Raw genomic sequence first — 24,814 nt, forward strand, 5'->3', positions numbered from 1 at the left:
GAGCAAGCTCGCTCCCACCGGATTTTCGCCTGCTCACACGATTTGTGAACGACCGCGGAAACTGTGGGAGCGAGCTTGCTCGCGAAAACTGTTTCAACGACACATCAGCGGAAGCGGTCAACCTCGGAACGCAGATCCGCCGCCAGCTTCTCCAGCTCTTTAGCGGTGACAGCCAGGTTTGACACCACCTCACGCTGCTCGCTGTTGGCCAAGGCGATGCTTTGCAAATTGCTGCTCAGCAACGTCGCAGTGCTGCTTTGTTCCTGAGTGGCGGTGGTGATCGCGGCGAACTGCTGGCCTGCCGAACGGCTCTGCTCATCGATCCGCGCCAGTGCCGAGGCGACATTGGCGTTGCGCGACAAGCCTTCCTGCATCAGCACATTGCCCTGCTCCATGGTGCTGATCGCGTTGCCGGTTTCCTGTTGGATGCTGTGGATCATGCTGGAGATTTCATCGGTCGCCTGACGGGTACGCGAGGCGAGGCTGCGCACTTCGTCCGCGACCACGGCAAAACCGCGCCCCTGCTCACCAGCACGGGCAGCTTCGATGGCAGCGTTAAGTGCCAGAAGGTTGGTCTGCTCGGCGATGGAGGTGATCACACCCACGATGCCGCCGATTTCCTGCGAGCGCTGCCCCAGCGTGTTGATCACGCTGGCGGTGCTGTTCAGCGCGCCGGCGATCTGCTCCAGCGACGACGACGCTTCTTCCATCGAACTGCGGCCGATCTGGGTCTGCTGAGCGTTTTCCTGCGCCAGGCGCTGGGTCGCACCCATGTTGTCGGCAATGTTCAGCGAGGTGGCGCTGAACTCTTCCACGGCGCCGGCCATGCTGGTGATTTCGCCCGACTGCTGCTCCATGCCTTCATACGCACCGCCGGACAAACCGGACAGCGCCTGCGCACGGCTGTTGACCTCTTCCGAAGCGCGGCGGATGTGCTCGACCATGGTCGACAGCGCCTGGCTCATCTGGTTGAACGCGCGGGACAGCTGACCGATTTCATCGTGGCTCGATACGTTCAGCCGCACACTCAGATCACCCGCGCCCAAGGCTTCGGCCTGACGCACCAGATCGCCCAGCGGTGCGAGTTTGCTGCGCAGCAGCCAGACCACGGAACCGACCGCGAGCAACATCGCCAGCAGGCTGCCGATCGCCAGTTGCGTACCGACGCTCCAGGTCACCGCGCGGATCTCGGCTTTCGGCATGCTCGCCACCACCGACCACGGGCCACCTTCGAACGGCACGGCGATGCTGTAGAAGTCCTCACCCTTGTCGCTCCAGAACTCACCCTTGCCCGGGGTTTTCACCAGGTTGTTGATGGTCGGGGCGGCTTGATCCAGGTTTTCGACGCCGGCAATCGGCACCAGCCATTTGTTCTGCTCGTCGAGCAGCGCCAGCGAGCCGGTCTTGCCAATGCGGAAGCGCTTGAGATTGGCGAACTGCGCGTTCTGCGCGTCGGTGTAGTCGAAGCCGACGTACAGCACGGCGATGATCTTGCCGCCCGCATCGCGCACCGGGGTGTACTGCGACATGTAGTAGCGCTCGAACAGCAACGAGCGGCCGACATAACTCTGCCCCGCCATCAGTTTCGCGTACGCCGGGTTGGCATGATCGAGCACGGTGCCGATGGCACGGGTGCCGTCCTGCTTGCTGACGTTGGTGCTGACGCGAATGAAGTCTTCGCCGCTGCGCACGAATACCGTGGCCACACCAGCGGTCATCTGCTTGAACTCGTCAACTTCCTTGAAGTTGTTGTTCAGCACCTCGTTGCCCAGGTGCAGGCCCGGAGTCTGCACGCCGGCCACGGTCACTGGCTGATCGGGGTGCACACTCAAACCACTGCCGAAGCGCTTTTCGAACAGCCCGCTCAGGCGCAGGGTGCTTTCGCGCAGCGTACCGTGAAAGGTACTCAGTTGATCGGCCAGCAGCCGGGCCTCACTGGCCAGATGCTCTTCACGGGTGGCGAGGTTGGCGGAATCCAGCGAACGCAAGGCGAATACCGTACTGCCGCTGATGACTATCGCCAGTATCACAGCAAGGGCAAGGCCCAGCTGCGAGGCGATCCGAGCACGAGGTTGAGACATGAACAGCTCCTGGCCGAGCCACCGAATCCTCCTTGATCGCGGTAATTGCCCGGAAAATATTCTAATAATGGGGGTAGCGCGGAACCGGCACGACGGTTCCACATGCTCGTAGTCGGCGGTAAAACCGAATACTTGAGCGGATTGCGTGGGTATGGCGCAGTAGTGGCATTGTGCCGGCTCGAACGTTTCAGCTCAAGCGCTCTACCGCCGGCAATTGCATGGCGCGGACTTCGCCTTGGAGAAAATCGCTGAGACGGCGCAAACGTTCACCTCCCGGACGCGGTTTCGGCCACACCAGGTAATAGTTCAGGCCACTGGCGACGGCGGTCGGCCACGGTAGGCTCAAGCGCCCTTGCGCGACATCCTCGGCGACCATCAACAGATCACCCATCGAAACGCCGTAGCCACGCGCCGCGGCGATCATGCCCAGCTCCAGCGTATCGAACACTTGCCCGCCCTTGAGCGAAACTTGCTCGGACAGCCCCATGCGCTCCAGCCAACTGCGCCAGTCACGGCGATCCGGGGTCGGGTGCAGCAGTTCAGCAGCCGCCAGACGCGCTACGTCCCAAGGTTGGTCATTGAGCAGGTTCGGCGCGCCGACCGGAATCAATTCCTCGGGAAACAGCAGGCTCGCTTCCCAGTCCGGCGGGAAATGCCCGTCACTGAGCAAAACTGCGCAATCGAATGGTTCGTTGTTGAAGTCCACCGAATCGATATCCATCCATGCGCTGGTCAGTTGCACCTCATTGCCCGGCTGCAAATGGCGGAAGCGACTCAACCGCGCCAGCAGCCAACGCATGGTCAGGGTCGATGGCGCTTTCATGCGCAGGATGTCGTCCTCGGCGCGCAAGGTATTGCAGGCGCGCTCAAGGGCGGCGAAGCCTTCGCGGATACCGGGTAACAGCAGCCGCGCCGATTCGGTCAGTTGCAGGTTGCGCCCGCTGCGATGAAACAGCCGGCAGGCGAAGTGTTCTTCAAGAGTGCGCATGTGCCGACTGACCGCGCTCTGGGTGATCGACAGTTCTTCCGCCGCGCGGGTAAACGAGCTGTGTCGCGCTGCCGCTTCGAATGCGCGCAGGGCATACAACGGCGGAAGGCGTCGGGACATACACAAAGCTCCAATAGCGGGGATACAGCCAATTCGGCAGGACGATTCAGGATGAGTATTAATCATGCCACCCATCCTTTTTATCCCTTTGTGCAAAGCCTGCCAAGCGCCGAGAATCGACGCTCTTCTGCTTCCTCTGATATTTGGGTGGTGATGGCCATGCAGCATCCTGTGCGTACCGAACTCTGGGCCATTCTGCGGCTGGCGGGGCCGCTGATTGCTTCGCAGTTGGCGCACATGCTGATGGTGCTGACCGACACCCTGATGATGGCGCGCCTCAGCCCCGAAGCGCTGGCCGGTGGCGGCCTCGGTGCCGCGAGCTACTCGTTCGTGTCGATTTTCTGCATCGGCGTGATTGCAGCGGTCGGCACACTGGTGGCAATCCGTCAGGGTGCCGGCGACATCATCGGTGCCGCACGCCTGACCCAGGCCGGACTGTGGCTGGCCTGGCTGATGGCCCTCGGCGCCGGGCTGTTGTTGTGGAACCTCAAACCGGTGTTGCTGCTGTTCGGCCAAACCGAAACCAACGTCAACGCCGCCGGGCAATTTCTCATCGCCCTGCCCTTCGCCCTGCCCGGTTACCTGAGCTTCATGGCCCTGCGCGGTTTTACCAGTGCGATTGGCCGGGCGACGCCAGTGATGGTCATCAGCCTCGCCGGTACGGTGGCCAACTTCCTGCTCAACTACGCGCTGATCACCGGCATGTTCGGCCTGCCGCAGCTGGGTCTGACCGGCATCGGTCTGGTCACGGCGATTGTCGCCAACTGCATGGCACTGGCGCTGGCCTGGCATATCCGCCGGCATCCGGCGTATGACGCTTATCCGTTGCGCGCCGGCCTGTCGCGGCCGAACCGGCAATACCTGAAAGAACTGTGGCGTCTGGGCCTGCCGATTGGCGGCACCTATGCGGTGGAAGTCGGGCTGTTTGCCTTTGCCGCGTTGTGCATGGGCACCATGGGCAGTACGCAGATGGGCGCGCATCAAATCGCCCTGCAGATCGTGTCGGTGGCGTTCATGGTCCCGGCCGGGATGTCTTACGCCATCACCATGCGCGTCGGCCAACACTATGGCGCCGGGCAACTGGTCGATGCGCGCATGTCCGGGCGTGTCGGCATCGCCTTCGGCGCCGTGGTGATGCTCGGCTTTGCCCTGGTGTTCTGGCTATGGCCGAACCAGTTGGTCGGCCTGTTCCTTGACCACAACGATCCGGCGTTTGCCGAGGTGATCCGTCTGGCGGTGAGCCTGTTGGCAGTAGCGGCGTGGTTCGAGCTGTTCGACGGCACGCAGACGATTGCCATGGGCTGTATTCGTGGGCTCAAGGATGCCAAGACTACGTTTCTGGTGGGGCTCGCTTGCTATTGGCTGATTGGCGCGCCGGCGGCGTGGTGGATGGCGTTCCATCTCAATTGGGGGCCGACGGGTGTCTGGTGGGGTCTGGCGTTGGGCCTGGCCTGCGCGGCGGTGAGCCTGACGCTGGCGTTTGAATGGAAGATGCAGCGGATGATTCGGCGCGAGTCAGTTGCAGAGAGGTTCGAGGCCATCGGCGCGGATTAAGATCAAAAGATCGCAGCCTTCGGCGGCTCCTACAAAGGAACACATTCCAAGGTAGGAGCTGCCGAAGGCTGCGATCTTTTAAATGGCTTCCACCGAAGCCTGCTGACTGGCTCCAAAGGTCAGATATTCCACCAACTCATCCAGCGGCAGCGGTCGGCTGATCAGGTAACCCTGCACCTGATCGCAGCCGAACCCGCGCAGCAACTCCAGTTGCTCCGGCGTCTCCACCCCTTCGGCAACTACTTCCAGGTGCAGGTTGTGCGCAAGGTTGATCATCGCGTGCACCAGTTTGCGGTTCTCTTCGCGCTGTTCCATGCCGCCGACAAAACTCTTGTCGATCTTCAACAAGGTGATCGGCAGGCTGTTGAGGTGCACGAACGACGAAAACCCGGTGCCGAAATCGTCCAGCGAGAAGCGCACACCGAGGCGGCCGAGGGCGTCCATGGTCTGTTTGACCAGATCGCTGCGCCGCATCACGGCGGTTTCGGTCAGTTCGAATTCCAGCCACTGCGCCTCGACGCCGCGCTCGGCGATCAGGCGGCTGAGTGTCGGCAGCAACTGGCTGTCCTGAAACTGGCGGAACGACAGGTTGATCGCCATGTGCAGCGCCGGCAGCCCCTGCTCGCGCAAGGCCTGCATATCGCGCAAGGCGCGGGAAATCACCCAGTAGCCCAGCGGCACGATCAGACCGCTCTGCTCGGCCAGCGGCACAAATTCACTCGGTGGCAGCAGACCGCGCTCACCGTGGCGCCAGCGCACCAGCGCTTCGAGGCCGACAATCTGGCCGTCCTCAAGATTCAGGCGTGGCTGGTAATGCAGTTCCAGCTCATCGCGGCGCAACGCCCGGCGCAGTTCGCTTTCGAGGTCGGCCATACTCCGCGCGTTGCGATTGATGCGTTCGTTGAAGATATGAAAAGTGCAGCCCTGCGTGCTCTTGGCCTGCTGCATGGCGATGTGCGCGTGCCACATCAGTGGATCGGCGCCGCCATTGGCGCGGGCATGGGCGATGCCAAGGCTGGAGCCGATCAGCAGGCTCTCGCCGTCGACCCAATAAGGTTCGGCCAACGCCTCAGTGATGCGTTCGGCCATCCACTCGGCGCGTTGCGGTGCACGACGGGTATCGATCAGCAGAGCGAATTCATCGCTGCCCAGCCGTGCCAGTTGATCGCCGGCCTCCAGCTGACTTTTCAGCCGCGCGACCACTTGCAGGATCAGGCGATCGCCGGCCTGATGACCGAGAGCGTCGTTGGCATGGCGGAAGTTGTCGAGATCGAGATGGCCGAGGGCGAGACCACGACCGTCGCCTTCGGCAAGGCGCGCGGTGAGCAGGGTCTGAAAGCCCTGACGGTTGGCGATACCGGTCAGCGGGTCCTGTTCGGCGAGGCGCTGAAGAGTGTTTTCCAGCACGCCGCGCTCGCGCACATGGCGCAGGCAACGCTGGAGCATGCCGGCGTCGAGGGCGTCGAACACCAGCCAGTCGCTGACACCGACCGGCGCGGTGGCCGGCTCGTGCTCCAGCAGCAGAACGGTCGGCAGGCTGCAACGCCCGGGCGGCGGCTGCAACGCTGGCAGGGTCAGCAGTACCGCGTGGCGGTTGTCTTCGAACAGGCGGCTGACCGAATCCCAGTTCGGCGCGCTGATCAGCACCGCCGCGCTCCCCATCGGAGCCAGACACTCACGCAACAACGCTGTCCACGCTGGCTCTTCGGCCAGTAGCAGCAAACGCAAGGGTTCGACAGGCGTAGACAAGCTGACTCCCTAGACTCTGCAATGATGTAGGCGGGGCATTATGCCGGTGTGCTGAACAATGACCAATGCGTTGTCTGATGACAACGGCATCGAAACGTTATTTTGTGTCACGAATGAGAACATTAGCCGCAAAATCCCCGCGTATCCTGCGTGAAAGTAACAAAACCGGCAAATCTGAATCGCGTGCTGCGTCACAAGTCGGACAGAGCAGCAGAAATCGCTGAGCCTGTTAAAATGCCGGCCCATTTCGTCAACGACTCCCGAATTTTCGTATGTCCCGACTCAATCCCCGGCAGCAAGAAGCCGTGAACTACGTCGGCGGCCCTCTATTGGTGCTCGCCGGTGCTGGCTCCGGCAAGACCAGCGTGATCACGCGCAAGATCGCGCACCTGATCCAGAACTGCGGCATCCGCGCCCAGTACATCGTCGCCATGACCTTTACCAACAAGGCCGCGCGCGAGATGAAAGAGCGGGTCGGCACCCTGTTGCGTGCCGGCGAAGGGCGTGGCCTGACCGTCTGCACCTTCCACAACCTGGGTCTGAACATCATCCGCAAGGAGCATGCGCGGCTGGGCTACAAACCCGGTTTCTCGATCTTCGACGAGACCGACGTCAAAGCCCTGATGACCGACATCATGCAGAAGGAATACGCAGGCGACGACGGCGTCGACGAGATCAAGAACATGATCGGCGCCTGGAAAAACGACCTGATCCTGCCCGCCCAGGCCTTGGAAAACGCGCGCAACCCGAAGGAGCAGACCGCCGCCATCGTCTACACCCACTATCAGCGCACGCTCAAGGCGTTCAACGCGGTGGACTTCGATGACCTGATCCTGCTGCCGGTAAAGCTCTTCGAAGAACACGGCGACATTCTCGAAAAGTGGCAGAACAAGGTGCGGTACCTGCTCGTCGACGAATACCAGGACACCAACGCCAGCCAGTACCTGTTGGTGAAGATGCTCATCGGCAAGCGCAACCAGTTCACCGTGGTCGGCGACGATGACCAGTCGATCTACGCTTGGCGTGGCGCACGTCCGGAAAACCTGATGCTGCTCAAGGACGACTATCCGTCCTTGAAAGTGGTCATGCTCGAGCAGAACTACCGCTCCACCAGCCGCATCCTGCGCTGCGCCAACGTGCTGATCTCGAATAACCCGCACGAATTCGAAAAGCAGTTGTGGAGCGAGATGGGCCACGGCGACGAGATCCGCGTGATCCGCTGCCGCAACGAGGACGCCGAAGCCGAGCGCGTGGCCATGGAAATCCTCAGCCTGCACTTGCGCACCGACCGCCCGTACAGCGATTTTGCGATTCTTTATCGCGGTAACTACCAGGCCAAGCTGATCGAATTGAAGCTGCAACACCACCAGGTGCCGTATCGCCTGAGCGGCGGCAACAGCTTCTTCGGTCGCCAGGAAGTGAAGGACCTGATGGCCTACTTCCGCCTGATCGTCAACCCGGATGACGACAACGCCTTCCTGCGCGTGATCAACGTGCCGCGTCGCGAGATCGGCTCGACCACCCTGGAAAAGCTCGGCAACTACGCCACCGAGCGCAAGATCTCGATGTATGCCGCCACCGACGAAATTGGCCTCGGCGAACATCTCGACAGCCGCTTCACTGATCGCCTGGCGCGCTTCAAGCGCTTCATGGACAAGGTCCGCGAGCAGTGCGCCGGCGAAGATCCGATCTCGGCGCTGCGCAGCATGGTCATGGACATCGACTACGAGAACTGGCTGCGTACCAACAGCTCCAGCGACAAGGCGGCGGACTACCGCATGGGCAACGTCTGGTTCCTGATCGAGGCGTTGAAAAACACCCTCGAGAAAGACGAAGACGGCGAAATGACCGTCGAGGACGCCATCGGCAAACTGGTGCTGCGCGACATGCTCGAGCGCCAGCAGGAAGAAGAGGACGGCGCCGAAGGTGTGCAAATGATGACGCTGCATGCGTCCAAAGGGCTGGAATTTCCCTACGTGTTCATCATGGGCATGGAAGAGGAAATCCTCCCGCACCGTTCCAGCATCGAAGCCGACACCATCGAAGAAGAGCGTCGCCTGGCCTACGTGGGCATCACCCGCGCCCGCCAGACCCTGGCCTTCACCTTCGCTGCCAAGCGCAAGCAGTACGGTGAAATCATCGACTGCGCGCCGAGCCGCTTTCTGGATGAGCTGCCGCCGGACGATCTGGCCTGGGAAGGCAACGACGACACCCCGACTGAAGTCAAAGCCGTGCGTGGCAATAGCGCATTGGCCGATATACGCGCGATGTTAAAGCGCTAGAATCGACTACTTTTTAATCTACCTTCGGCGCCCATCGCGCCAACAGAGGAAGCTGTTGTGGAAGCACTGCACAAAAAAATCCGCGAAGAAGGCATCGTGCTTTCCGATCAGGTCCTGAAAGTCGACGCTTTCCTGAACCACCAGATCGACCCGGCCCTGATGAAGCTGATCGGTGACGAATTCGCCGCGCTGTTCAAGGATTCCGGGATCACCAAGATCGTCACCATCGAAGCCTCGGGCATCGCCCCGGCGATCATGACCGGTCTGAACCTCGGCGTGCCGGTGATCTTCGCCCGCAAGCAACAGTCGCTGACCCTGACTGAAAACCTGCTCTCGGCGACCGTCTACTCGTTCACCAAGAAGACCGAAAGCACCGTGGCCATCTCCCCGCGCCACCTGACCAGCAGCGACCGCGTGCTGATCATCGACGACTTCCTGGCCAACGGTAAGGCCTCGCAAGCGCTGATCTCGATCATCAAACAGGCCGGCGCCACCGTTGCCGGTCTGGGCATCGTCATCGAAAAGTCGTTCCAGGGCGGCCGCGCCGAACTGGACTCGCAGGGCTACCGCGTCGAGTCGCTGGCTCGCGTGCAATCGCTGAAGGATGGCGTCGTCACCTTCATCGAGTAACCAGCGGCACCGAGTTACCCCTGTGGGAGCGAGCCTGCTCGCGAATGCATTGTGTCAGTCACCCTGTTGAGTGAATGACACACCGCTTTCGCGAGCAGGCTCGCTCCCACAGTGGGTTCTGGGGGTGGTCAGTTACTGTGCGGTAGCTTTCAGGCCTGTGAGCAGCAGGCGTTGGAAAAGGTCCTCCTTCAGACCCTCCGGATTCGTCAGTTGCATCCGCTCAAGATGTTCCGGGAACACTGAGGCCTCCGGCGCATCCAGCGCTGCCTTGCCCAAGTCGAGAATCTCGGTCAGCTTGAACTTGCTCTTCAGCCAGTTCAGCGCCCGCAGCAGATCCCGTTCGATGGCGGTGAAATCACAGCCCAGCGGATACTCCGGAAACAGGTTCGGATGCCGTGCGGCAATCGCCCGCAAGCGTTGCGGTGTGTTGTCGGCAAACCGTGGATCGAGACGGAAGTCCTTCGGCAGCTTACCGACTGTCTGCGCCTGCTCGATCAACCCCGGCTGGAACCGCGAGTCGCTGATATTGAGCAACGCTTCGATCACCGCCGCGTCGGATTTTCCGCGCAGGTCGGCGATGCCGTACTCGGTGACGACGATGTCGCGCAGGTGCCGCGGGATCGTGCAGTGGCCGTAGTCCCAGACGATATTGGAGCTGACCTCGCCGCCGGACTCGCGCCAGCTGCGCAGGATCAACATCGATCGCGCGCCTTCCAGCGCGTGGCCCTGAGCAACAAAGTTGTACTGCCCACCGACACCGCTGAGCACGCGTCCGTCTGCCAATTGATCAGCCACGCCGGCGCCGAGCAGAGTCATGGTGAACACGGTGTTGATGAAGCGCGCATCGATGCGCTGCAAGCGCTTGAGCTCTTCCTGGCCGTACAGCTCGTTGATGTAGCTGATGCGGGTCATGTTGAATTCCAGCAGCTTGCTTTGCGGCAACTCGCGCAGCCGCTCATAAAAACTGCGCGGGCCAAGGAAGAAGCCGCCGTGCACCGAGATACCGTCGGGCTGCGCGGCTTCGTCGAGGGTACCGGCGTTGGCCTGCTGCTGAGTCGGCACATCCGGATAGACCTTGCGCCGAATGATCCCGGCATCCGCCAATACCAACAGCCCGTTGACGAACATCTCGCTGCAACCGTAAAGGCCTTTGGCAAATGGCGCGGTGCCGCCCTCGCGCTGGATCAATTGCGCCCATTGGCTGAGGTTGATGTCATCGAGCAACGCCTGATAACCGGCGTTATCGGCCTGACGGGCAAGTAGCGCAGCAGTCAACGCATCGCCCATCGAACCGATACCAATCTGCAATGTACCGCCATCGCGCACCAGCGTGCTCGCATGCAAGCCAATGAAATGATCCTGAAACCCCACCGGCATGTTCGGCGTGGAAAACAGCGTGCTGCTGTCCTTTTCGTCGATCAGCAGATCAAACGTGTCGATATCCACTTCCGCATCGCCGGGCATGTACGGCAGATCCGTATGCACCTGGCCGACCAGCACAATGGTCTCCCCCGCCTCGCGGCGCTTGGCGATCATCGGCAACAGGTCGAGGGTGATGTCCGGGTTGCAGCTCAGGCTTAAGCGATCAGGGTGTTCGCTGCTGCTGGCGAGCAATTGCGCCACCAGATTGAGACCCGCTGCGTTGATGTCGCGAGCGGCATGGCTGTAATTGCTGCTGACGTAATCCTGCTGCGCCGACGCGCTGTTGAGCAGACTACCGGGTTGCATGAAGAACTGCTGGATGCGGATGTTGGCGGGCAGGCTATCGCGCTGCAGATCGGCGAGGAAATCGAACTCCGGATAATCACCAAACACGCGCTCGACGAAGGGCTCGATAAAGCGCTTCTGCAAGCCATCGCCCAGATTCGGCCGACCGAGGCACAGCGCGGTATAGATCGTCAGCTGCCGCTCGGGCAGGTCCTTGATGCGCCGGTACAGCGCGTTGACGAAGTGATTCGGCTTGCCCAACCCCAGCGGCAGGCCCATGTGGATGTGCGCAGGCAAACGCGCCAGCACATCGTCCACCGCCTGTTCGATCGAACACAACTGCACCATCTGAAGCCTCCCGCCCGTTCCGTTGATAGGGGTAGACCGAGATTGCCTTGAGTTTGCTGCAAAGGACAGCATTTGGTTTGGAGGGATCAGGGCCTGAATGAATCGGAAACCAGAAACCACAGGCACAAAAAAACCGTCCGAAGACGGTTTTTTTCAAAGCCGGCGCTGATTACAGACCGGACATCTCTTTGATCGCGCCCTTGAGCTCTTCATCGGAGCAATCGGCGCAGGTGCCTTTTGGCGGCATGGCGTTGATGCCGGTGATGGCCTTGGCGAGGATGCCGTCCAGACCACCCTGATGATCGGCGCGCTCCTTCCAGGCTGCCTTGTCGCCGATCTTCGGCGCGCCGAGCAGGCCCGTGCCGTGACAAGCGTTGCAGTGCTTGGCGATCACGTCTTTAGGGGCCTTTGCTCCGCCGCCCCCGCCAGCGGTAGCAGCCACTTCCATACCCTTGCATTCCTGCCCTTGAACACACACCTGGCCGACGGGCTCGAGGCGTTTGGCGATGTCGTCATTTGTCGCAGCTTGAGCGCTGACAGCCCAGAGGGCCAGTACGGTTGCTGGTGCAGCCAGCATTTTCATAATTAGGTTCACGCGTTCACCCTCAATGGTGGCTATTCACGCCTGCGGCCACGGTTCGCAGGCGGGCGCAAGTATAGCGGGTAGGCCGCTGTACTGAAACAACCCCATGGTTAGAGGGGTCTTGTTGCCCATCGGTAAATCGGTTCGGGCACCTTCGCCGCCATGGCCTGGCGCCTTCTGCTTAAAAATTCGCCGGAGTGGCTGCGCTGATTAGTCGCGCCGGCACGTCGAACGGGTTACGGAAACGATGCGGCTTGGTACTTTCAAAATAGTAGCTGTCGCCGGCTTCGAGGATAAAAGTTTCCAGTCCCACCACCAGTTCGAGGCGGCCTTCCACCAGAATCCCGGTTTCCTCGCCCTCGTGGGTGAGCATTTCTTCGCCGGTGTCGGCGCCCGGCGGGTAGATTTCGTTGAGGAAGGCGATGGCGCGGCTCGGGTGGGCGCGGCCGACCAGTTTCATGGTCACGGCGCCGTCGGAGATGTCGATCAGCTCATTGGCCTTGTAGACGATCTGGGTCGGTTGGTCCTGCAGGATCTCTTCGGAAAAGAACTCGACCATCGACATGGGAATGCCGCCGAGCACCTTTCTCAGCGAACTGATCGAAGGGCTGACGCTGTTCTTTTCGATCATCGAAATGGTGCTGTTGGTGACGCCCGCGCGTTTGGCGAGTTCACGCTGGGAAAGCCCTTTGAGCTTGCGGATCGATTGCAGTCGTTCACCGACGTCCAAGGCGGGAGCCTCCTGATGTTGTAAGAATATTGAGCGTTATCATGGCGACAGCGTTCAGTATTTACAACAGCTGGCCCCCGCAGCGGCGTCAACCCTCGGAATAGAGCCTTGGCACCCGTTTCAGGTTGCAGAAGATCTGATACGGGATGGTATCGGCCCACTTTGCCACGTCGCTGGCGAGGATGTTTTTACCCCACAGCTCGACAGTTGAACCAAGCCCCGCTTCCGCTACGTCGGTCAGATCGATGCAGAGCATGTCCATCGACACGCGCCCCAGCAGGCGGCTGGGTTTGCCCGCCACCAGCACGGGTGTGCCGGTCGGCGCCTGACGCGGGTAACCGTCGGCGTAGCCCATGGCGACCACGCCGATGCGCATTGGCTTGTCGGTGATGAACCTGGCGCCATAGCCGATCGGTTCGCCGGCCGGCAATTCACGCACACTGATGACTTTCGATTCGAGGGTCATCACCGGTTGCAGGCGTTCAGCGACGGCGTTGGCTTCTTCGAACGGGGTCGCGCCGTAGAGCATGATGCCCGGGCGTACCCAATCGCTTTGGATTTCTGGCCATCCGAGCACCGCTGGCGAGTTGCGCAGGCTGACTTCCGCCGCCAGACCCTGACGCGCCGCTTCGAACACCGCGACCTGCTCGGCACTGCTTTGCGCATGCAGTTCATCGGCGCGGGCGAAGTGGCTCATCAACACGATTTTTGCCACTTTGCCGCTGGCCAGCAGACGCTGATAGGCCGCTGGGTAGTCTTTCGGATGCAGGCCGACGCGGTGCATGCCGGAATCGAGCTTGAGCCATACCGTGATCGGTTTGCTCAGGACTGCCTGCTCGATCGCTTCGAGCTGCCACAGCGAATGCACCACGCACCAGAAATCATGCTCGACGATCAACGCCAGCTCATCGGCTTCGAAGAAGCCTTCCAGCAGCAATACCGGCGCGCGAATCCCGGCGGAACGCAGCTCCAGTGCTTCTTCAATGCAGGCCACCGCAAACCCGTCAGCCTCGGCTTCCAGCGCCTGGGCGCAACGTACCGCGCCATGGCCATAGGCGTCCGCCTTGATCACCGCGAGCGCCTTGGCGCCGGTGACTTCACGGGCAATTCGGTAGTTGTGACGCAGGGCTTGAAGGTCGATCAGGGCACGGGCAGGACGCATGGCGGCAGACTTCTGGGCGGTCATGGGAAGAAAAACCGGCGCTGACTGACGACGCGAACCGCCAGCAGCACCGGGAGAGGGATCTGTTAAACGTTATGGCAGCGCGGCGACGATGGAGATCTCCACCAGAATGCTCGGCTTGGCCATCTTCGCTTCGACGGTGGCGCGGGCCGGCGCAGCGCCTTTTGGCAGCCACTGGTCCCACACCGCGTTCATCCCGGCGAAGTGCGCTTCGATGTCGTTCAAATAGATCGTTGCCGACAACAGATGCTGTTTGTCCGTCCCGGCCAGATCGAGCAGACGTTCGATATTGGCGAGCACGTCGCGGGTCTGCTGTTCAATTCCGGCGTCGAAGTCGTCGCCGACCTGCCCGGCCAGATACACGGTGCCGTTGTGGCTGACGATCTGACTCATGCGCTCATTGGTGAGCTGGCGCTGGATTGACATGTTTTGCGGACTCCTGGGTCTGGTTGCCGTAACGGGAAATATCGAGGCCTTCAGCGCTGATCTGCGGCTTTTTCTTCGCCATCAGGTCGGCGAGCAAACGGCCGGAACCACAGGCCATGGTCCAGCCGAGCGTACCGTGACCGGTGTTGAGGAACAGATTCTTGAACGGCGTGGCGCCAACGATCGGCGTACCGTCCGGCGTGGTCGGGCGCAGGCCGGTCCAGAAACTCGCTTCGGCCAGATTGCCGCCCTGAGGATAAAGGTCGTTGACGATCATCTCCAGGGTTTCGCGCCGACGCGGGTTCAGCGACAGATCAAAACCGGCGATCTCGGCCATGCCGCCGACGCGGATGCGGTTGTCGAAACGGGTGATCGCGACCTTGTAGGTCTCGTCGAGAATGGTCGACGTCGGCGCCATGTCCGGGTTGGTGATCGGCACGGTCAGCGAGTAGCCCTTGAGCGGATACACCGGGGCCTTGATGCCCAACGGCTTGAGCAGCTGCGGCGAGTAACTGCCGAGCGCCAGCACGTAGCGGTCAGCGGTTTCCAGCTTGCCGTCAATCCACACGCCGTTGATTCGATCACCGGCGTAGTCGAGTTTCTGGATGTCCTGGCCGAAACGGAATTCCACGCCGAGCTTGCGCGCCATTTCAGCGAGACGGGTGGTGAACATCTGGCAGTCGCCGGTCTGGTCATTGGGCAGACGCAGCGCGCCAGCGAGAATGTCAGTCACGCCTGCCAGCGCCGGTTCGACGCGGGCGATGCCGGCGCGGTCGAGGACTTCAAACGGCACACCGGACTCTTTCAGCACGGCGATGTCCTTGGCGGCGTTATCCAGTTGCGCCTGAGTACGGAACAACTGCGTGGTGCCGAGGCTGCGGCCTTCGTAGGCGATTCCGGTTTCGGCGCGCAATTCATCGAGGCAGTCACGGCTGTACTCGGACAGACGCACCATGCGCTCCTTGTTCACCGCGTAACGGCTGGCGGTGCAGTTGCGCAGCATTTGCGCCATCCACAGGTATTGGTCGATATCGGCGGTGGCCTTGATCGCCAATGGCGCATGGCGTTGCAGCAACCACTTGATGGCCTTGAGCGGCACGCCCGGCGCGGCCCACGGCGAAGCGTAACCCGGCGAGACCTGGCCGGCGTTGGCGAAACTGGTCTCCATGGCCGCAGCAGGCTGCCGGTCGACCACCACCACTTCAAACCCGGCACGGGCCAGATAGTAAGCACTGGCGGTACCGATGACGCCGCTACCCAAGACCATGACGCGCATTTTCAATCCCTCATCGCGGCTTTTCGCCGAACTGTTTGTTAGAGCAACGATGGGCGCAGTGTAAAAAAGAAATGCCAGTGCTTTTCACTATATAAGCGCCTATATTTGGCGACAATTCTCGGCAAAAACCCTTTTCACGGAGGCGCATCCCCTATGCGTACCAACACTCAGACCAAACGTGAGCTGGACAAGATCGACCGCAATATCCTGCGCATCCTCCAGGCGGACGGGCGGATTTCCTTCACCGAACTGGGGGAAAAGGTCGGCCTCTCGACCACGCCGTGCACCGAGCGCGTGCGGCGTCTGGAGCGCGAAGGGATCATCATGGGCTACAACGCCCGGCTCAATCCGCAGCATTTGAAGGGTAGCCTGCTGGTGTTTGTCGAGATCAGCCTCGACTACAAATCCGGCGACACATTCGAAGAATTCAGACGCGCGGTGCTGAAGCTGCCGCATGTGCTGGAGTGCCATTTGGTTTCAGGGGATTTCGACTATCTGGTGAAGGCGCGGATTTCCGAGATGGCCTCGTATCGCAAACTGCTCGGCGACATTCTGTTGAAGCTGCCGCATGTGCGTGAATCGAAGAGCTATATCGTCATGGAAGAGGTGAAAGAGAGCCTGTGCCTGCCGATTCCGGATTGATCACCGCAATGATCGTTCCCATGCTCTGCGTGGGAATGCCTCTTCGGACGCTCCGCGTTCGGCCTTTGGGACGCAGAGCGTCCCGGGCTGCATTCCCACGCAGAGCGTGGGAACGATCACTTAAACCAACACCTGCCGATTCGCCGCCATGTACTCGAATATCTGCTTCTCCACCCGCGGATGAATCAGCTCCACCGGCCGCCGCTCGTTCGGGCATGGCAGCGTCTTGGTGGTACCAAACAATCGACAGATCAGCGGTCGCTCTTCATACACCGTGCAGCCATTTGGCCCCAGGTGCACACAGTTGAGTTCTTCCAGCGCGGCATCCTGCTCGGCGCGGGTCTTGCGCGGCAGCCGGGCCATTTCCTCGGGCGAAGTGGTCACCGGCCCGCAGCAGTCGTGGCAGCCCGGCACGCAGTCGAACGTGGGGATCTGCTGACGCAGGTTGCGGATTTTCTGGCTGTTGCAGCTCATCGAAACGGTGACCAAAGTGGCGGGCTGATGATTGTGCCGCAAAAGCCCGGATCCAGACACCGCAGGCCGACCGATGTTGCCCACGTTCGGGCGTGCGGCTTATGCTCCGTCAAATTTTCTCGACACTCAGCCGTTGGATGATGCCCATGACCGCCCGCGCCCAGACCACCGCGAGCCAACCCCACATTGCCTCTTATTACGCCGCCAGCAGCCTGCCGCAGCCTGACCATCCCGTGCTGCAAGGCGAGGTGGTGGCGGATGTCTGCGTGGTCGGCGGTGGCTTTTCCGGGCTGAACACGGCGCTGGAACTCGCCGAACGCGGTTTCAGCGTGGTGTTGCTGGAAGCGCACCGGATCGGCTGGGGCGCCAGCGGTCGCAACGGCGGGCAGTTGATTCGCGGCGTCGGTCACGGCCTTGATCAGTTCGCCAATGTCATCGGTGCCGAGGGCGTGCGCGAGATGAAACTCATGGGCCTGGAAGCGGTGGAGATTGTCCGCCGGCGCGTCGAGCGTTTCGGCATTGCCTGCGACCTGACCTGGGGCTACTGCGACCTCGCCAACAAGCCTTCCGATCTCGACGGTTTTGCCGAAGATGCCGAAGAGTTGCGCGGCCTCGGTTACCGCTACGAAACCCGTCTGTTGCAGGCCAGTGAAATGCACACCGTGGTCGGTTCCAAGCGCTATGTCGGCGGCTTGATCGACATGGGCTCCGGACATCTGCATCCGCTGAATCTGGCACTGGGCGAAGCGGCAGCGGCGCAGCAACTGGGCGTGCAGCTGTTCGAGCGTTCGGCAGTGACGCGCATCGATTACGGCCCCGAAGTGAAGGTGCACACCGCGCAAGGCTCGGTGCGGGCGAAGACCCTGGTGCTGGGCTGCAATGCCTATCTCAATGACTTGAACCCGCAACTGAGCGGTAAGGTCCTGCCCGCCGGCAGTTACATCATCGCCACCGAACCGCTGAGCGCAGAGCAGGCGCACAACGTGCTGCCGCAGAACATGGCGGTCTGCGACCAGCGGGTGGCGCTCGATTACTACCGGCTCTCGGCGGATCGACGTTTGTTGTTTGGCGGCGCCTGTCATTACTCGGGACGCGATCCGAAAGACATCGGCGCCTATATGCAGCCGAAGATGCTTGAAGTGTTCCCGCAACTGGCCGGGGTGAAAATCGATTATCAGTGGGGCGGAATGATCGGCATCGGTGCCAACCGCTTGCCGCAGATTGGCCGGCTCGCCGACCAGACGAACGTGTATTACGCCCAGGCGTATTCCGGGCACGGGGTGAATGCCACCCACCTGGCCGGCAAGCTGCTGGCCGAAGCGATCAGCGGGCAGCATGGCGGCGGCTTTGATCTGTTCACCAGAGTGCCGCACATCACCTTTCCCGGCGGCAAGCATTTGCGCTCGCCGTTGTTGGCGTTGGGGATGTTGTGGCATCGGCTGAAAGAGTTGGTCTGACGAATCAGGATCGTTCCCACGCTCCGCGTGGGAATGCATCCAGTGACGCTCTGCGTCACAGCGGACGCAGAGCGTCCGGGGCGGCGTTCCCACGCAGAGCGTGGGAACGCTCTGTGGTATTCATATCCGCCAAAACGGCTTCAATCCCTCCTCCCTTGCCTGCTCCCGCGTCAACCCGACATCCCTGAGTTGCTCCGGTGTCAGGCCTAGCAACGCCTTGCGCGTGTGCAGACGATGCCAGAACAGACCCCAGCGACTGAGGCCGGACGGTGCGTTACGCAGCAGATTGCGCGCGCTGTCCTTCTGCCCTGCCGCCAGTTCCTGACTGTGTAACGTCAGCCGCACATCGCTCAAGCCGTTCATTTTCGTTGCTCCTGTTTACTTGGGTAGCCAGAGATTCCATGATGCGCGGGCGAGCAAAACCATTACAGACTCAAAGAACCTGTATTAACTCCATACAGATTTGCCGATTCACCGACTGAATGACTGATTTTTGCCGCATCTGTACTGGTTTCCACCAAGACGCACCGAGGCTGCCATGACTCTGTATGTAAACCTCGCCGAATTGCTCGGCACCCGCATCGAACAAGGTTTCTATCGCCCCGGCGATCGCTTGCCGTCGGTGCGCGCCTTGAGTGTCGAGCACGGCGTCAGTCTGAGCACGGTGCAGCAGGCCTATCGCGTGCTTGAAGACAGCGGTCTGGCCACGCCGAAACCCAAGTCTGGCTATTTTGTCCCAGTCGGCCGCGAGTTGCCGGAGCTGCCTGCAGTAGGCCGCCCCGCGCAACGGCCAGTAGAGATTTCGCAATGGGATCAGGTGCTGGAACTCATTCGCGCGGTGCCACGCAAGGATGTCGTGCAATTGGGCCGTGGCATGCCCGATGTCGGCTCGCCGACCATGAAGCCGCTGCTGCGCGGACTGGCGCGAATCAGCCGGCGGCAGGACATGCCCGGTCTGTATTACGACAACATCCACGGCAACCTCGAACTGCGCGAACAGATCGCACGGCTGATGCTCGATTCCGGCTGCCAGTTGAGCGCCAGCGATCTGGTGATCACCACTGGCTGCCACGAAGCGCTGTCCACCAGCATCCACGCGATCTGCGAGCCGGGTGACATCGTCGCGGTGGACTCGCCGAGCTTCCACGGCGCCATGCAAACCCTCAAAGGCCTGGGCATGAAAGCCTTGGAAATCCCCACCGACCCGCTCACCGGCATCAGCCTCGACGCCTTGGAACTGGCCTTGGAACAGTGGCCGATCAAGGCCATTCAGCTCACCCCCAACTGCAACAACCCGCTCGGCTACGTGATGCCCGAGTCGCGCAAACGCGCGCTGTTGACGCTCGCCCAGCGTTTCGACGTGGCGATCATTGAAGACGATGTGTATGGCGAACTGGCCTATACCTATCCGCGCCCGCGCACGATCAAATCCTTCGATGAAGACGGCCGCGTGTTGCTCTGCAGCTCGTTCTCCAAAACCTTGGCGCCGGGGCTGCGCATCGGCTGGGTGGCGCCGGGCCGATATCTGGAGCGAGTGCTGCACATGAAATACATCAGCACCGGCTCCACCGCACCACAACCGCAGATCGCCATCGCCGAATTCATCAAGGCCGGCCATTTCGAGCCGCACTTGCGGCGTATGCGCATGCAGTACCAACGCAATCGTGACGCGATGATCGACTGGGTGACGCGCTACTTTCCCGCCGGCACCCGCGCGAGTCGCCCGCAGGGCAGCTTCATGCTCTGGGTGGAGCTGCCGGAAGGTTTCGACACGCTGAAACTGAATCGCGCGCTGCACGATCAGGGCGTACAGATTGCCGTTGGCAGCATCTTTTCCGCCTCGGGCAAGTACCGCAATTGTCTGCGGATGAACTACGCTGCCAAACCAACAGCGCAGATCGAAGAAGCGGTGCGCAAGGTCGGCGCTGCAGCAATCAAACTACTCGCTGAGACCGACTGACCTTTTTTGCGCGCCCGGCGTCCAAATTGCCGACCTCAGCCGCCAACCGGAACGATCCTACGTGAGCTTCAGACAGCCCTTACTCGCTTCACTGATACTCGCCTCGTTCCTCAGCGGCTGCGCCAGCCTCGATGTGCCGCGCGAACCAAGCCAGGCCCTGCCGGCGTCGGACTCCAGCTTCGGCCGTTCGATTCAGGCTCAGGCCGCACCCTACAAAGGGCAGTCGGGGTTTCGTCTGCTCTCGGACAGTGGCGAGGCCTTTACCGCCCGGGCCGAGCTGATTCGCCATGCCCAGGTCAGCCTCGATTTGCAGTACTACATCGTCCACGACGGCATCAGCACGCGGATGTTGGTGGAGGAAGTGCTCAAGGCGGCCGACCGTGGTGTGCGCGTGCGCATCCTGCTCGACGACACCACCAGCGACGGCCTCGACCAGATCATCGCGACGCTGGCGGCACATCCGCAGATCCAGATTCGTTTGTTCAATCCTTTGCACCTGGGGCGCAGCACCGGCGTAACGCGCGCGGCCGGGCGACTGTTCAATCTGTCCGTGCAGCATCGGCGCATGCACAACAAGTTGTGGCTGGCGGACAACAGCGCGGCCATCGTCGGCGGGCGCAATCTGGGCGATGAATATTTCGACGCCGAACCCAACCTGAATTTCACCGACATCGACATGCTCAGCATCGGCCCGGTGGCCGAACAGCTCGGACACAGTTTCGACCAGTACTGGAACAGCGCGCTGAGCAAGCCGATCGACGAATTCCTCTCCAGCCAACCGACCGCCGCCGACCTGCAAAACACGCGCACGCGCCTGGAAGAATCGCTGGAAGAAACCCGCAAGCAGAACCACGCGCTCTATCAACAGTTGATGAAATTCACTACCGACCCGCGCATGGACATCTGGCGTAAAGAGCTGATCTGGGCCTGGAACCAGGCCTTGTGGGACGCGCCGAGCAAGGTCCTGTCCAAGGGCGAACCGGATCCGCATCTGCTGCTGACCACACAACTGGCGCCGGAACTGACCGGCGTCAGCAAAGAGCTGATCATGATTTCCGCCTACTTCGTGCCCGGCCAGCCGGGGCTGGTCTACCTGACCGGGCGCGCCGATGCCGGGGTCTCCGTGAGCCTGCTGACCAATTCGCTTGAGGCCACTGACGTGCCGGCGGTGCATGGCGGTTACGCGCCTTATCGCAAGGCGTTGCTTGAACACGGGGTGAAACTCTATGAACTGCGCCGCCAGCCTGGGGATAACTATGGCAGCGGGCCGCGGGTGTTCTACAGCAAGTCGTTTCGCGGTTCGGATTCGAGTTTGCACAGCAAGGCGATGATCTTCGACCGGCGCAAATCGTTTATCGGTTCGTTCAACTTCGACCCGCGCTCGGTGCTGTGGAACACCGAAGTCGGCGTGCTCGTCGACAGCCCGGAACTGGCCGAGCATGTGCGCGCACTGGCATTGCAAGGCATGGCGCCGACCTTGAGTTATCAGGCGAAACTCGAGGACGGCAAGGTCGTCTGGGTCACCGAGGACAACGGCCAGATGCACACTCTGACCAAGGAGCCGGGGAGCTGGTGGCGGCGCTTCAACTCGTGGTTCAGCACCAGCGTCGGCCTGGAGCGGATGCTGTAAAAAGCAAAGATCGCAGCCTTCGGCAGCTCCTACATTCGGAAATGCGTTTGCCCTGTAGGAGCTGCCGAAGGCTGCGATCTTTTGATCTCAAGCAGTCTGGACCTTGCCGAAGGCGCCTTGGCGCAACAACAAAAGCACCAGACCAAACGCCCCAGCCGCCATCAACAGTGGCAACGCATGCCCATTGATCCACTGACTTCCCGCCCCTGCCGCCAGCGGCCCGACCAGACAACCGACACCCCACAATTGCGCGATATGCGCATTGGCGCGAACCAGCGCATCGTCTCGATAACGCTCGCCAATCAGAATCAGCGACAGGGTGAACAAGCCGCCGGCACTGGCGCCGAACAGCACCCACAACGGCCAGATCAGCAGCGTGTCGAGCAACATCGGAATGGCCAGACTCGACAGCATCAATACCACCGCGCATCCGGCGAACAGCGTGCGCCGCGACAGGTAATCGGCCAACGCGCCGATCGGTAATTGCAGCAGCGCATCGCCGACCACCACGGTGCTGACAATGGCCAGCGCGATTTCGGCGGTGAACCCTTGTTGCAGGCAGTACACCGGCAGCAGCGTCAGAATCATCGCTTCGAACGCGGCGAACAACGACACCGCCCAGGCAATCGCCGGCAACTCGCGGGCGAAGCCCCACAGATCACCAAAGGTCACGCTGTTGGCTTCACTGCTCGGCGCCCCGCTGCGCCCCAGCAGCAGAAGGGGCGAGAGCGTGAGCAGGCCGACCCCGACCCAGAAACCGTAATCATGCTCGGTACCGAGCGCCCCCAGCAGCAACGGACCGGACAGTTGGCTCAGCGCATAGCTGCTGCCATACAGCGCGACCAGACGTCCGCGCCACTGCTCGACCACCAGTTGATTGATCCAGCTCTCGCCGAGGATGAACACGATGGTCAGGATCACCCCGATCAGCAACCGCAGCAGCAACCAGATCGGGTAACTCGGCAACAGCGCCAGCAGGCCGATCGACAATGCCCCGGCCCACAGGCACAGACGCATCAGGTTCGCCGTGCCGAAATACGCGGCGAGGTGGCTGGAAATCTTCGCCCCCAGCAGCACGCCGATTGCCGGCATGGCTGCCATCACACCGATGGCGAACGAGCCGTAGCCCCAGCCCTCCAGACGCAACGACACCAGCGGCATGCTGACCCCCAGGGCCAGGCCGACACTCAAGACAGACGCCAACACGGCGAAATACGTCGCCCAACGCATGTTCCACGCTCCTGTGGATATTTTTATATGCACCACAAAATCACTGTGGGAGCGAGCCCCTGTGGCGAGGGGATTTATCCCCGTTGGGTCGCGCAGCGGCCCCAAAACCTGCATCCACGATGTACCAGGTACACCGCGTGCAATGGTTTAGCGACTGCTTCGCAGCCGAACGGGGATAAATCCCCTCACCACAGAGGCTCGCTCCCACAGGGGATCTCTGTAGGTTCGAGAGCCTGATTAACTCAGGCTCTCTTAATGAATCACAGCTTGATCCACGTGGCCTTCAGCTCGGTGTACTTGTCGAAGGCATGCAGCGATTTGTCGCGACCGTTGCCCGACTGTTTGAAGCCACCGAACGGCGCGGTCATGTCGCCGCCATCGTACTGGTTGACCCACACGCTACCGGCGCGCAAGGCTTTGGCGGTCAGGTGCGCCTTGGAGATGTCCTGGGTCCACACCGCTGCGGCCAGACCGTATGGCGTGTCGTTGGCGATCTGGATGGCTTCTTCGGCGCTGTCGAAAGCGATCACCGACAACACCGGGCCGAAAATCTCTTCCTGGGCAATCTTCATCGCGTTGCTCACACCATCGAAAATGGTTGGCTCGACGTAAGTGCCACCGGTCTCCTGGAGGATGCGCTTGCCGCCGGCGACCAGTTTAGCGCCATCGCTATGGCCGGATTCGATGTACGACAGCACGGTGTTCATCTGCTGGGTATCGACCAGCGCACCGACGTTGGTCGCCGGGTCCAGCGGATTGCCCGGCTTCCAGGCTTTCAGCGCCTCGATGACCATCGGCAGAAATTTGTCCTTGATCGAACGCTCGACCAGCAGACGCGAACCGGCGGTGCACACTTCGCCCTGGTTGAAGGCGATGGCGCTGGCGGCGGATTCAGCGGCGGCCTGCAGGTCCGGCGCATCGGCGAAGACGATGTTCGGGCTCTTGCCACCGGCTTCCAGCCAGACGCGCTTCATGTTCGATTCGCCGGCATAGACCATCAGTTGTTTGGCAATCTTGGTCGAACCGGTGAACACCAGCGTGTCGACGTCATTGTGCAGACCCAGCGCCTTGCCGACGGTGTGGCCGTAGCCCGGCAGCACGTTGAGCACGCCTTTCGGAATCCCGGCTTCAATGGCCAGCGCAGCGATACGGATGGCGGTCAGCGGCGACTTCTCCGACGGCTTGAGGATCACCGAGTTACCGGTCGACAGCGCCGGGCCGAGTTTCCAGCAAGCCATCATCAGCGGGAAGTTCCACGGCACGATAGCGCCGACCACGCCTACCGGCTCGCGAGTCACCAGCCCCAGTTGATCATGTGGAGTCGCGGCGACTTCATCGTAGATCTTGTCGATCGCTTCGCCGCTCCAGCTCAACGCCTGCGCCGCGCCCGGTACGTCGATGTACAGCGAGTCGCTGATCGGCTTGCCCATGTCGAGGGTTTCCAGCAGCGCCAGTTCTTCGGCGTGCTGTTTCAGCAGGCTGGCGAAGCGGATCATGGTGGCTTTGCGCTTGGTCGGCGCCAGGCGCGACCAGACGCCGGAATTGAAAGTGGCACGGGCGTTTTCCACGGCACGGTCGGCATCAGCTGCATCACAGCTGGCGATCTTGCCGAGCAGGCGGCCATCGACCGGGCTGATGCATTCGAAGGTTTCGCCGGAGACGGCGTCAGTGTATTCGCCATTCAGGAAGGCGCGGCCTTCGATTTTCAGATCGCGGGCGCGTTGTTCCCAGTCGGCACGAGTCAGGGTGGTCATTCGGGTGTCC

20 protein-coding genes are annotated in these 24,814 nt (G+C 61.5%); 7 read left to right on the plus strand and 13 right to left on the minus strand.

Going from position 1 to position 24,814, the window contains the following annotated elements; all coding sequences use genetic code 11:
• Window positions 1–104 precede the first annotated feature (104 nt).
• Both ACYSTU_RS06020 and ACYSTU_RS06025 read right to left on the minus strand, forming a co-directional pair.
• A complete protein-coding gene (locus ACYSTU_RS06020; RefSeq protein WP_016772578.1) occupies window positions 105–2,081 on the minus strand; it encodes a methyl-accepting chemotaxis protein in 1,977 nt (658 codons plus the stop codon).
• Window positions 2,082–2,268: 187 nt separating this feature from the next.
• Window positions 2,269–3,189: a LysR substrate-binding domain-containing protein gene (locus tag ACYSTU_RS06025; protein ID WP_071172126.1), complete on the minus strand. Its 921-nt coding sequence runs from the start codon at window positions 3,187–3,189 to the stop codon at window positions 2,269–2,271.
• Window positions 3,190–3,348: 159 nt separating this feature from the next.
• On the opposite strand from ACYSTU_RS06025, the gene ACYSTU_RS06030 reads away from it, so the two are divergent.
• Window positions 3,349–4,743 (plus strand): NorM family multidrug efflux MATE transporter, encoded by a 1,395-nt coding sequence (locus tag ACYSTU_RS06030; RefSeq protein ID WP_123441966.1) that lies wholly within the window; start codon window positions 3,349–3,351, stop codon window positions 4,741–4,743.
• Between the two features lie 78 nt (window positions 4,744–4,821).
• Here the strand turns inward: ACYSTU_RS06030 and ACYSTU_RS06035 are convergent, their stop codons facing one another.
• Window positions 4,822–6,492 carry a putative bifunctional diguanylate cyclase/phosphodiesterase gene (locus ACYSTU_RS06035; protein WP_016772575.1) on the minus strand — a complete coding sequence of 557 codons (1,671 nt, stop codon included), beginning with the start codon at window positions 6,490–6,492 and terminating at the stop codon, window positions 4,822–4,824.
• Between the two features lie 272 nt (window positions 6,493–6,764).
• On the opposite strand from ACYSTU_RS06035, the gene rep reads away from it, so the two are divergent.
• Both rep and ACYSTU_RS06045 read left to right on the plus strand, forming a co-directional pair.
• A complete protein-coding gene (gene rep, locus ACYSTU_RS06040) occupies window positions 6,765–8,774 on the plus strand; it encodes a DNA helicase Rep (RefSeq protein WP_130926278.1) in 2,010 nt (669 codons plus the stop codon).
• A gap of 57 nt (window positions 8,775–8,831) precedes the next feature.
• A complete protein-coding gene (locus ACYSTU_RS06045; RefSeq protein WP_016772573.1) occupies window positions 8,832–9,404 on the plus strand; it encodes a xanthine phosphoribosyltransferase in 573 nt (190 codons plus the stop codon).
• A 132-nt stretch (window positions 9,405–9,536) separates the two neighbouring features.
• Here the strand turns inward: ACYSTU_RS06045 and ACYSTU_RS06050 are convergent, their stop codons facing one another.
• The 6 genes from ACYSTU_RS06050 to dadA form a co-directional block, all read right to left on the minus strand.
• Window positions 9,537–11,459, minus strand: a complete 1,923-nt coding sequence (locus tag ACYSTU_RS06050) for an acetyl-CoA hydrolase/transferase C-terminal domain-containing protein (RefSeq protein ID WP_217879030.1) — start codon at window positions 11,457–11,459, stop codon at window positions 9,537–9,539.
• A 169-nt stretch (window positions 11,460–11,628) separates the two neighbouring features.
• Window positions 11,629–12,042 carry a c-type cytochrome gene (locus ACYSTU_RS06055; protein ID WP_039757383.1) on the minus strand — a complete coding sequence of 138 codons (414 nt, stop codon included), beginning with the start codon at window positions 12,040–12,042 and terminating at the stop codon, window positions 11,629–11,631.
• Between the two features lie 181 nt (window positions 12,043–12,223).
• A complete protein-coding gene (locus ACYSTU_RS06060; RefSeq protein WP_016772566.1) occupies window positions 12,224–12,772 on the minus strand; it encodes a cupin domain-containing protein in 549 nt (182 codons plus the stop codon).
• 88 nt (window positions 12,773–12,860) lie between these two features.
• Window positions 12,861–13,934, minus strand: a complete 1,074-nt coding sequence (gene alr, locus ACYSTU_RS06065; RefSeq protein ID WP_051600813.1) for an alanine racemase — start codon at window positions 13,932–13,934, stop codon at window positions 12,861–12,863.
• 93 nt (window positions 13,935–14,027) lie between these two features.
• A complete protein-coding gene (locus ACYSTU_RS06070) occupies window positions 14,028–14,381 on the minus strand; it encodes a RidA family protein (RefSeq protein WP_016772564.1) in 354 nt (117 codons plus the stop codon).
• Window positions 14,353–15,657: a D-amino acid dehydrogenase gene (dadA, locus tag ACYSTU_RS06075; protein ID WP_122506211.1), complete on the minus strand. Its 1,305-nt coding sequence runs from the start codon at window positions 15,655–15,657 to the stop codon at window positions 14,353–14,355. Before dadA ends, ACYSTU_RS06070 begins: the two co-directional genes overlap by 29 nt.
• 153 nt (window positions 15,658–15,810) lie before the next feature.
• Between dadA and ACYSTU_RS06080 the strand changes: the two genes are divergently transcribed.
• Window positions 15,811–16,299: an Lrp/AsnC ligand binding domain-containing protein gene (locus ACYSTU_RS06080; protein WP_010465173.1), complete on the plus strand. Its 489-nt coding sequence runs from the start codon at window positions 15,811–15,813 to the stop codon at window positions 16,297–16,299.
• A 120-nt stretch (window positions 16,300–16,419) separates the two neighbouring features.
• On the opposite strand, the gene ACYSTU_RS06085 is transcribed toward ACYSTU_RS06080, so the two are convergent.
• A complete protein-coding gene (locus ACYSTU_RS06085) occupies window positions 16,420–16,773 on the minus strand; it encodes a YkgJ family cysteine cluster protein (protein WP_123441968.1) in 354 nt (117 codons plus the stop codon).
• A gap of 146 nt (window positions 16,774–16,919) precedes the next feature.
• Between ACYSTU_RS06085 and ACYSTU_RS06090 the strand changes: the two genes are divergently transcribed.
• Window positions 16,920–18,230, plus strand: coding sequence for an NAD(P)/FAD-dependent oxidoreductase (locus ACYSTU_RS06090; protein ID WP_498996801.1), 1,311 nt, complete (start codon window positions 16,920–16,922; stop codon window positions 18,228–18,230).
• Between the two features lie 120 nt (window positions 18,231–18,350).
• Here the strand turns inward: ACYSTU_RS06090 and ACYSTU_RS06095 are convergent, their stop codons facing one another.
• A complete protein-coding gene (locus ACYSTU_RS06095) occupies window positions 18,351–18,593 on the minus strand; it encodes a DUF1127 domain-containing protein (RefSeq protein WP_122692327.1) in 243 nt (80 codons plus the stop codon).
• Between the two features lie 175 nt (window positions 18,594–18,768).
• Here ACYSTU_RS06095 and ACYSTU_RS06100 point away from each other — a divergent pair, with 175 nt between their 5' ends.
• Both ACYSTU_RS06100 and ACYSTU_RS06105 read left to right on the plus strand, forming a co-directional pair.
• The gene (locus ACYSTU_RS06100) at window positions 18,769–20,190 is read left to right on the plus strand and encodes an aminotransferase-like domain-containing protein (RefSeq protein ID WP_041476641.1); all 1,422 of its coding nucleotides are present in this window, start codon (window positions 18,769–18,771) and stop codon (window positions 20,188–20,190) included.
• Between the two features lie 61 nt (window positions 20,191–20,251).
• The gene (locus tag ACYSTU_RS06105; protein ID WP_016772558.1) at window positions 20,252–21,820 is read left to right on the plus strand and encodes a phospholipase D family protein; all 1,569 of its coding nucleotides are present in this window, start codon (window positions 20,252–20,254) and stop codon (window positions 21,818–21,820) included.
• Between the two features lie 87 nt (window positions 21,821–21,907).
• On the opposite strand, the gene ACYSTU_RS06110 is transcribed toward ACYSTU_RS06105, so the two are convergent.
• Together ACYSTU_RS06110 and ACYSTU_RS06115 are read right to left on the minus strand one after the other, a co-directional pair.
• Entirely contained in the window at window positions 21,908–23,050 is a 1,143-nt protein-coding gene (locus ACYSTU_RS06110; protein WP_498996807.1) for an MFS transporter, read from the minus strand.
• Between the two features lie 260 nt (window positions 23,051–23,310).
• Entirely contained in the window at window positions 23,311–24,804 is a 1,494-nt protein-coding gene (locus ACYSTU_RS06115) for an aldehyde dehydrogenase (protein ID WP_016772556.1), read from the minus strand.
• Window positions 24,805–24,814 lie beyond the last annotated feature (10 nt).

This window comes from Pseudomonas glycinis (genome assembly GCF_054871425.1).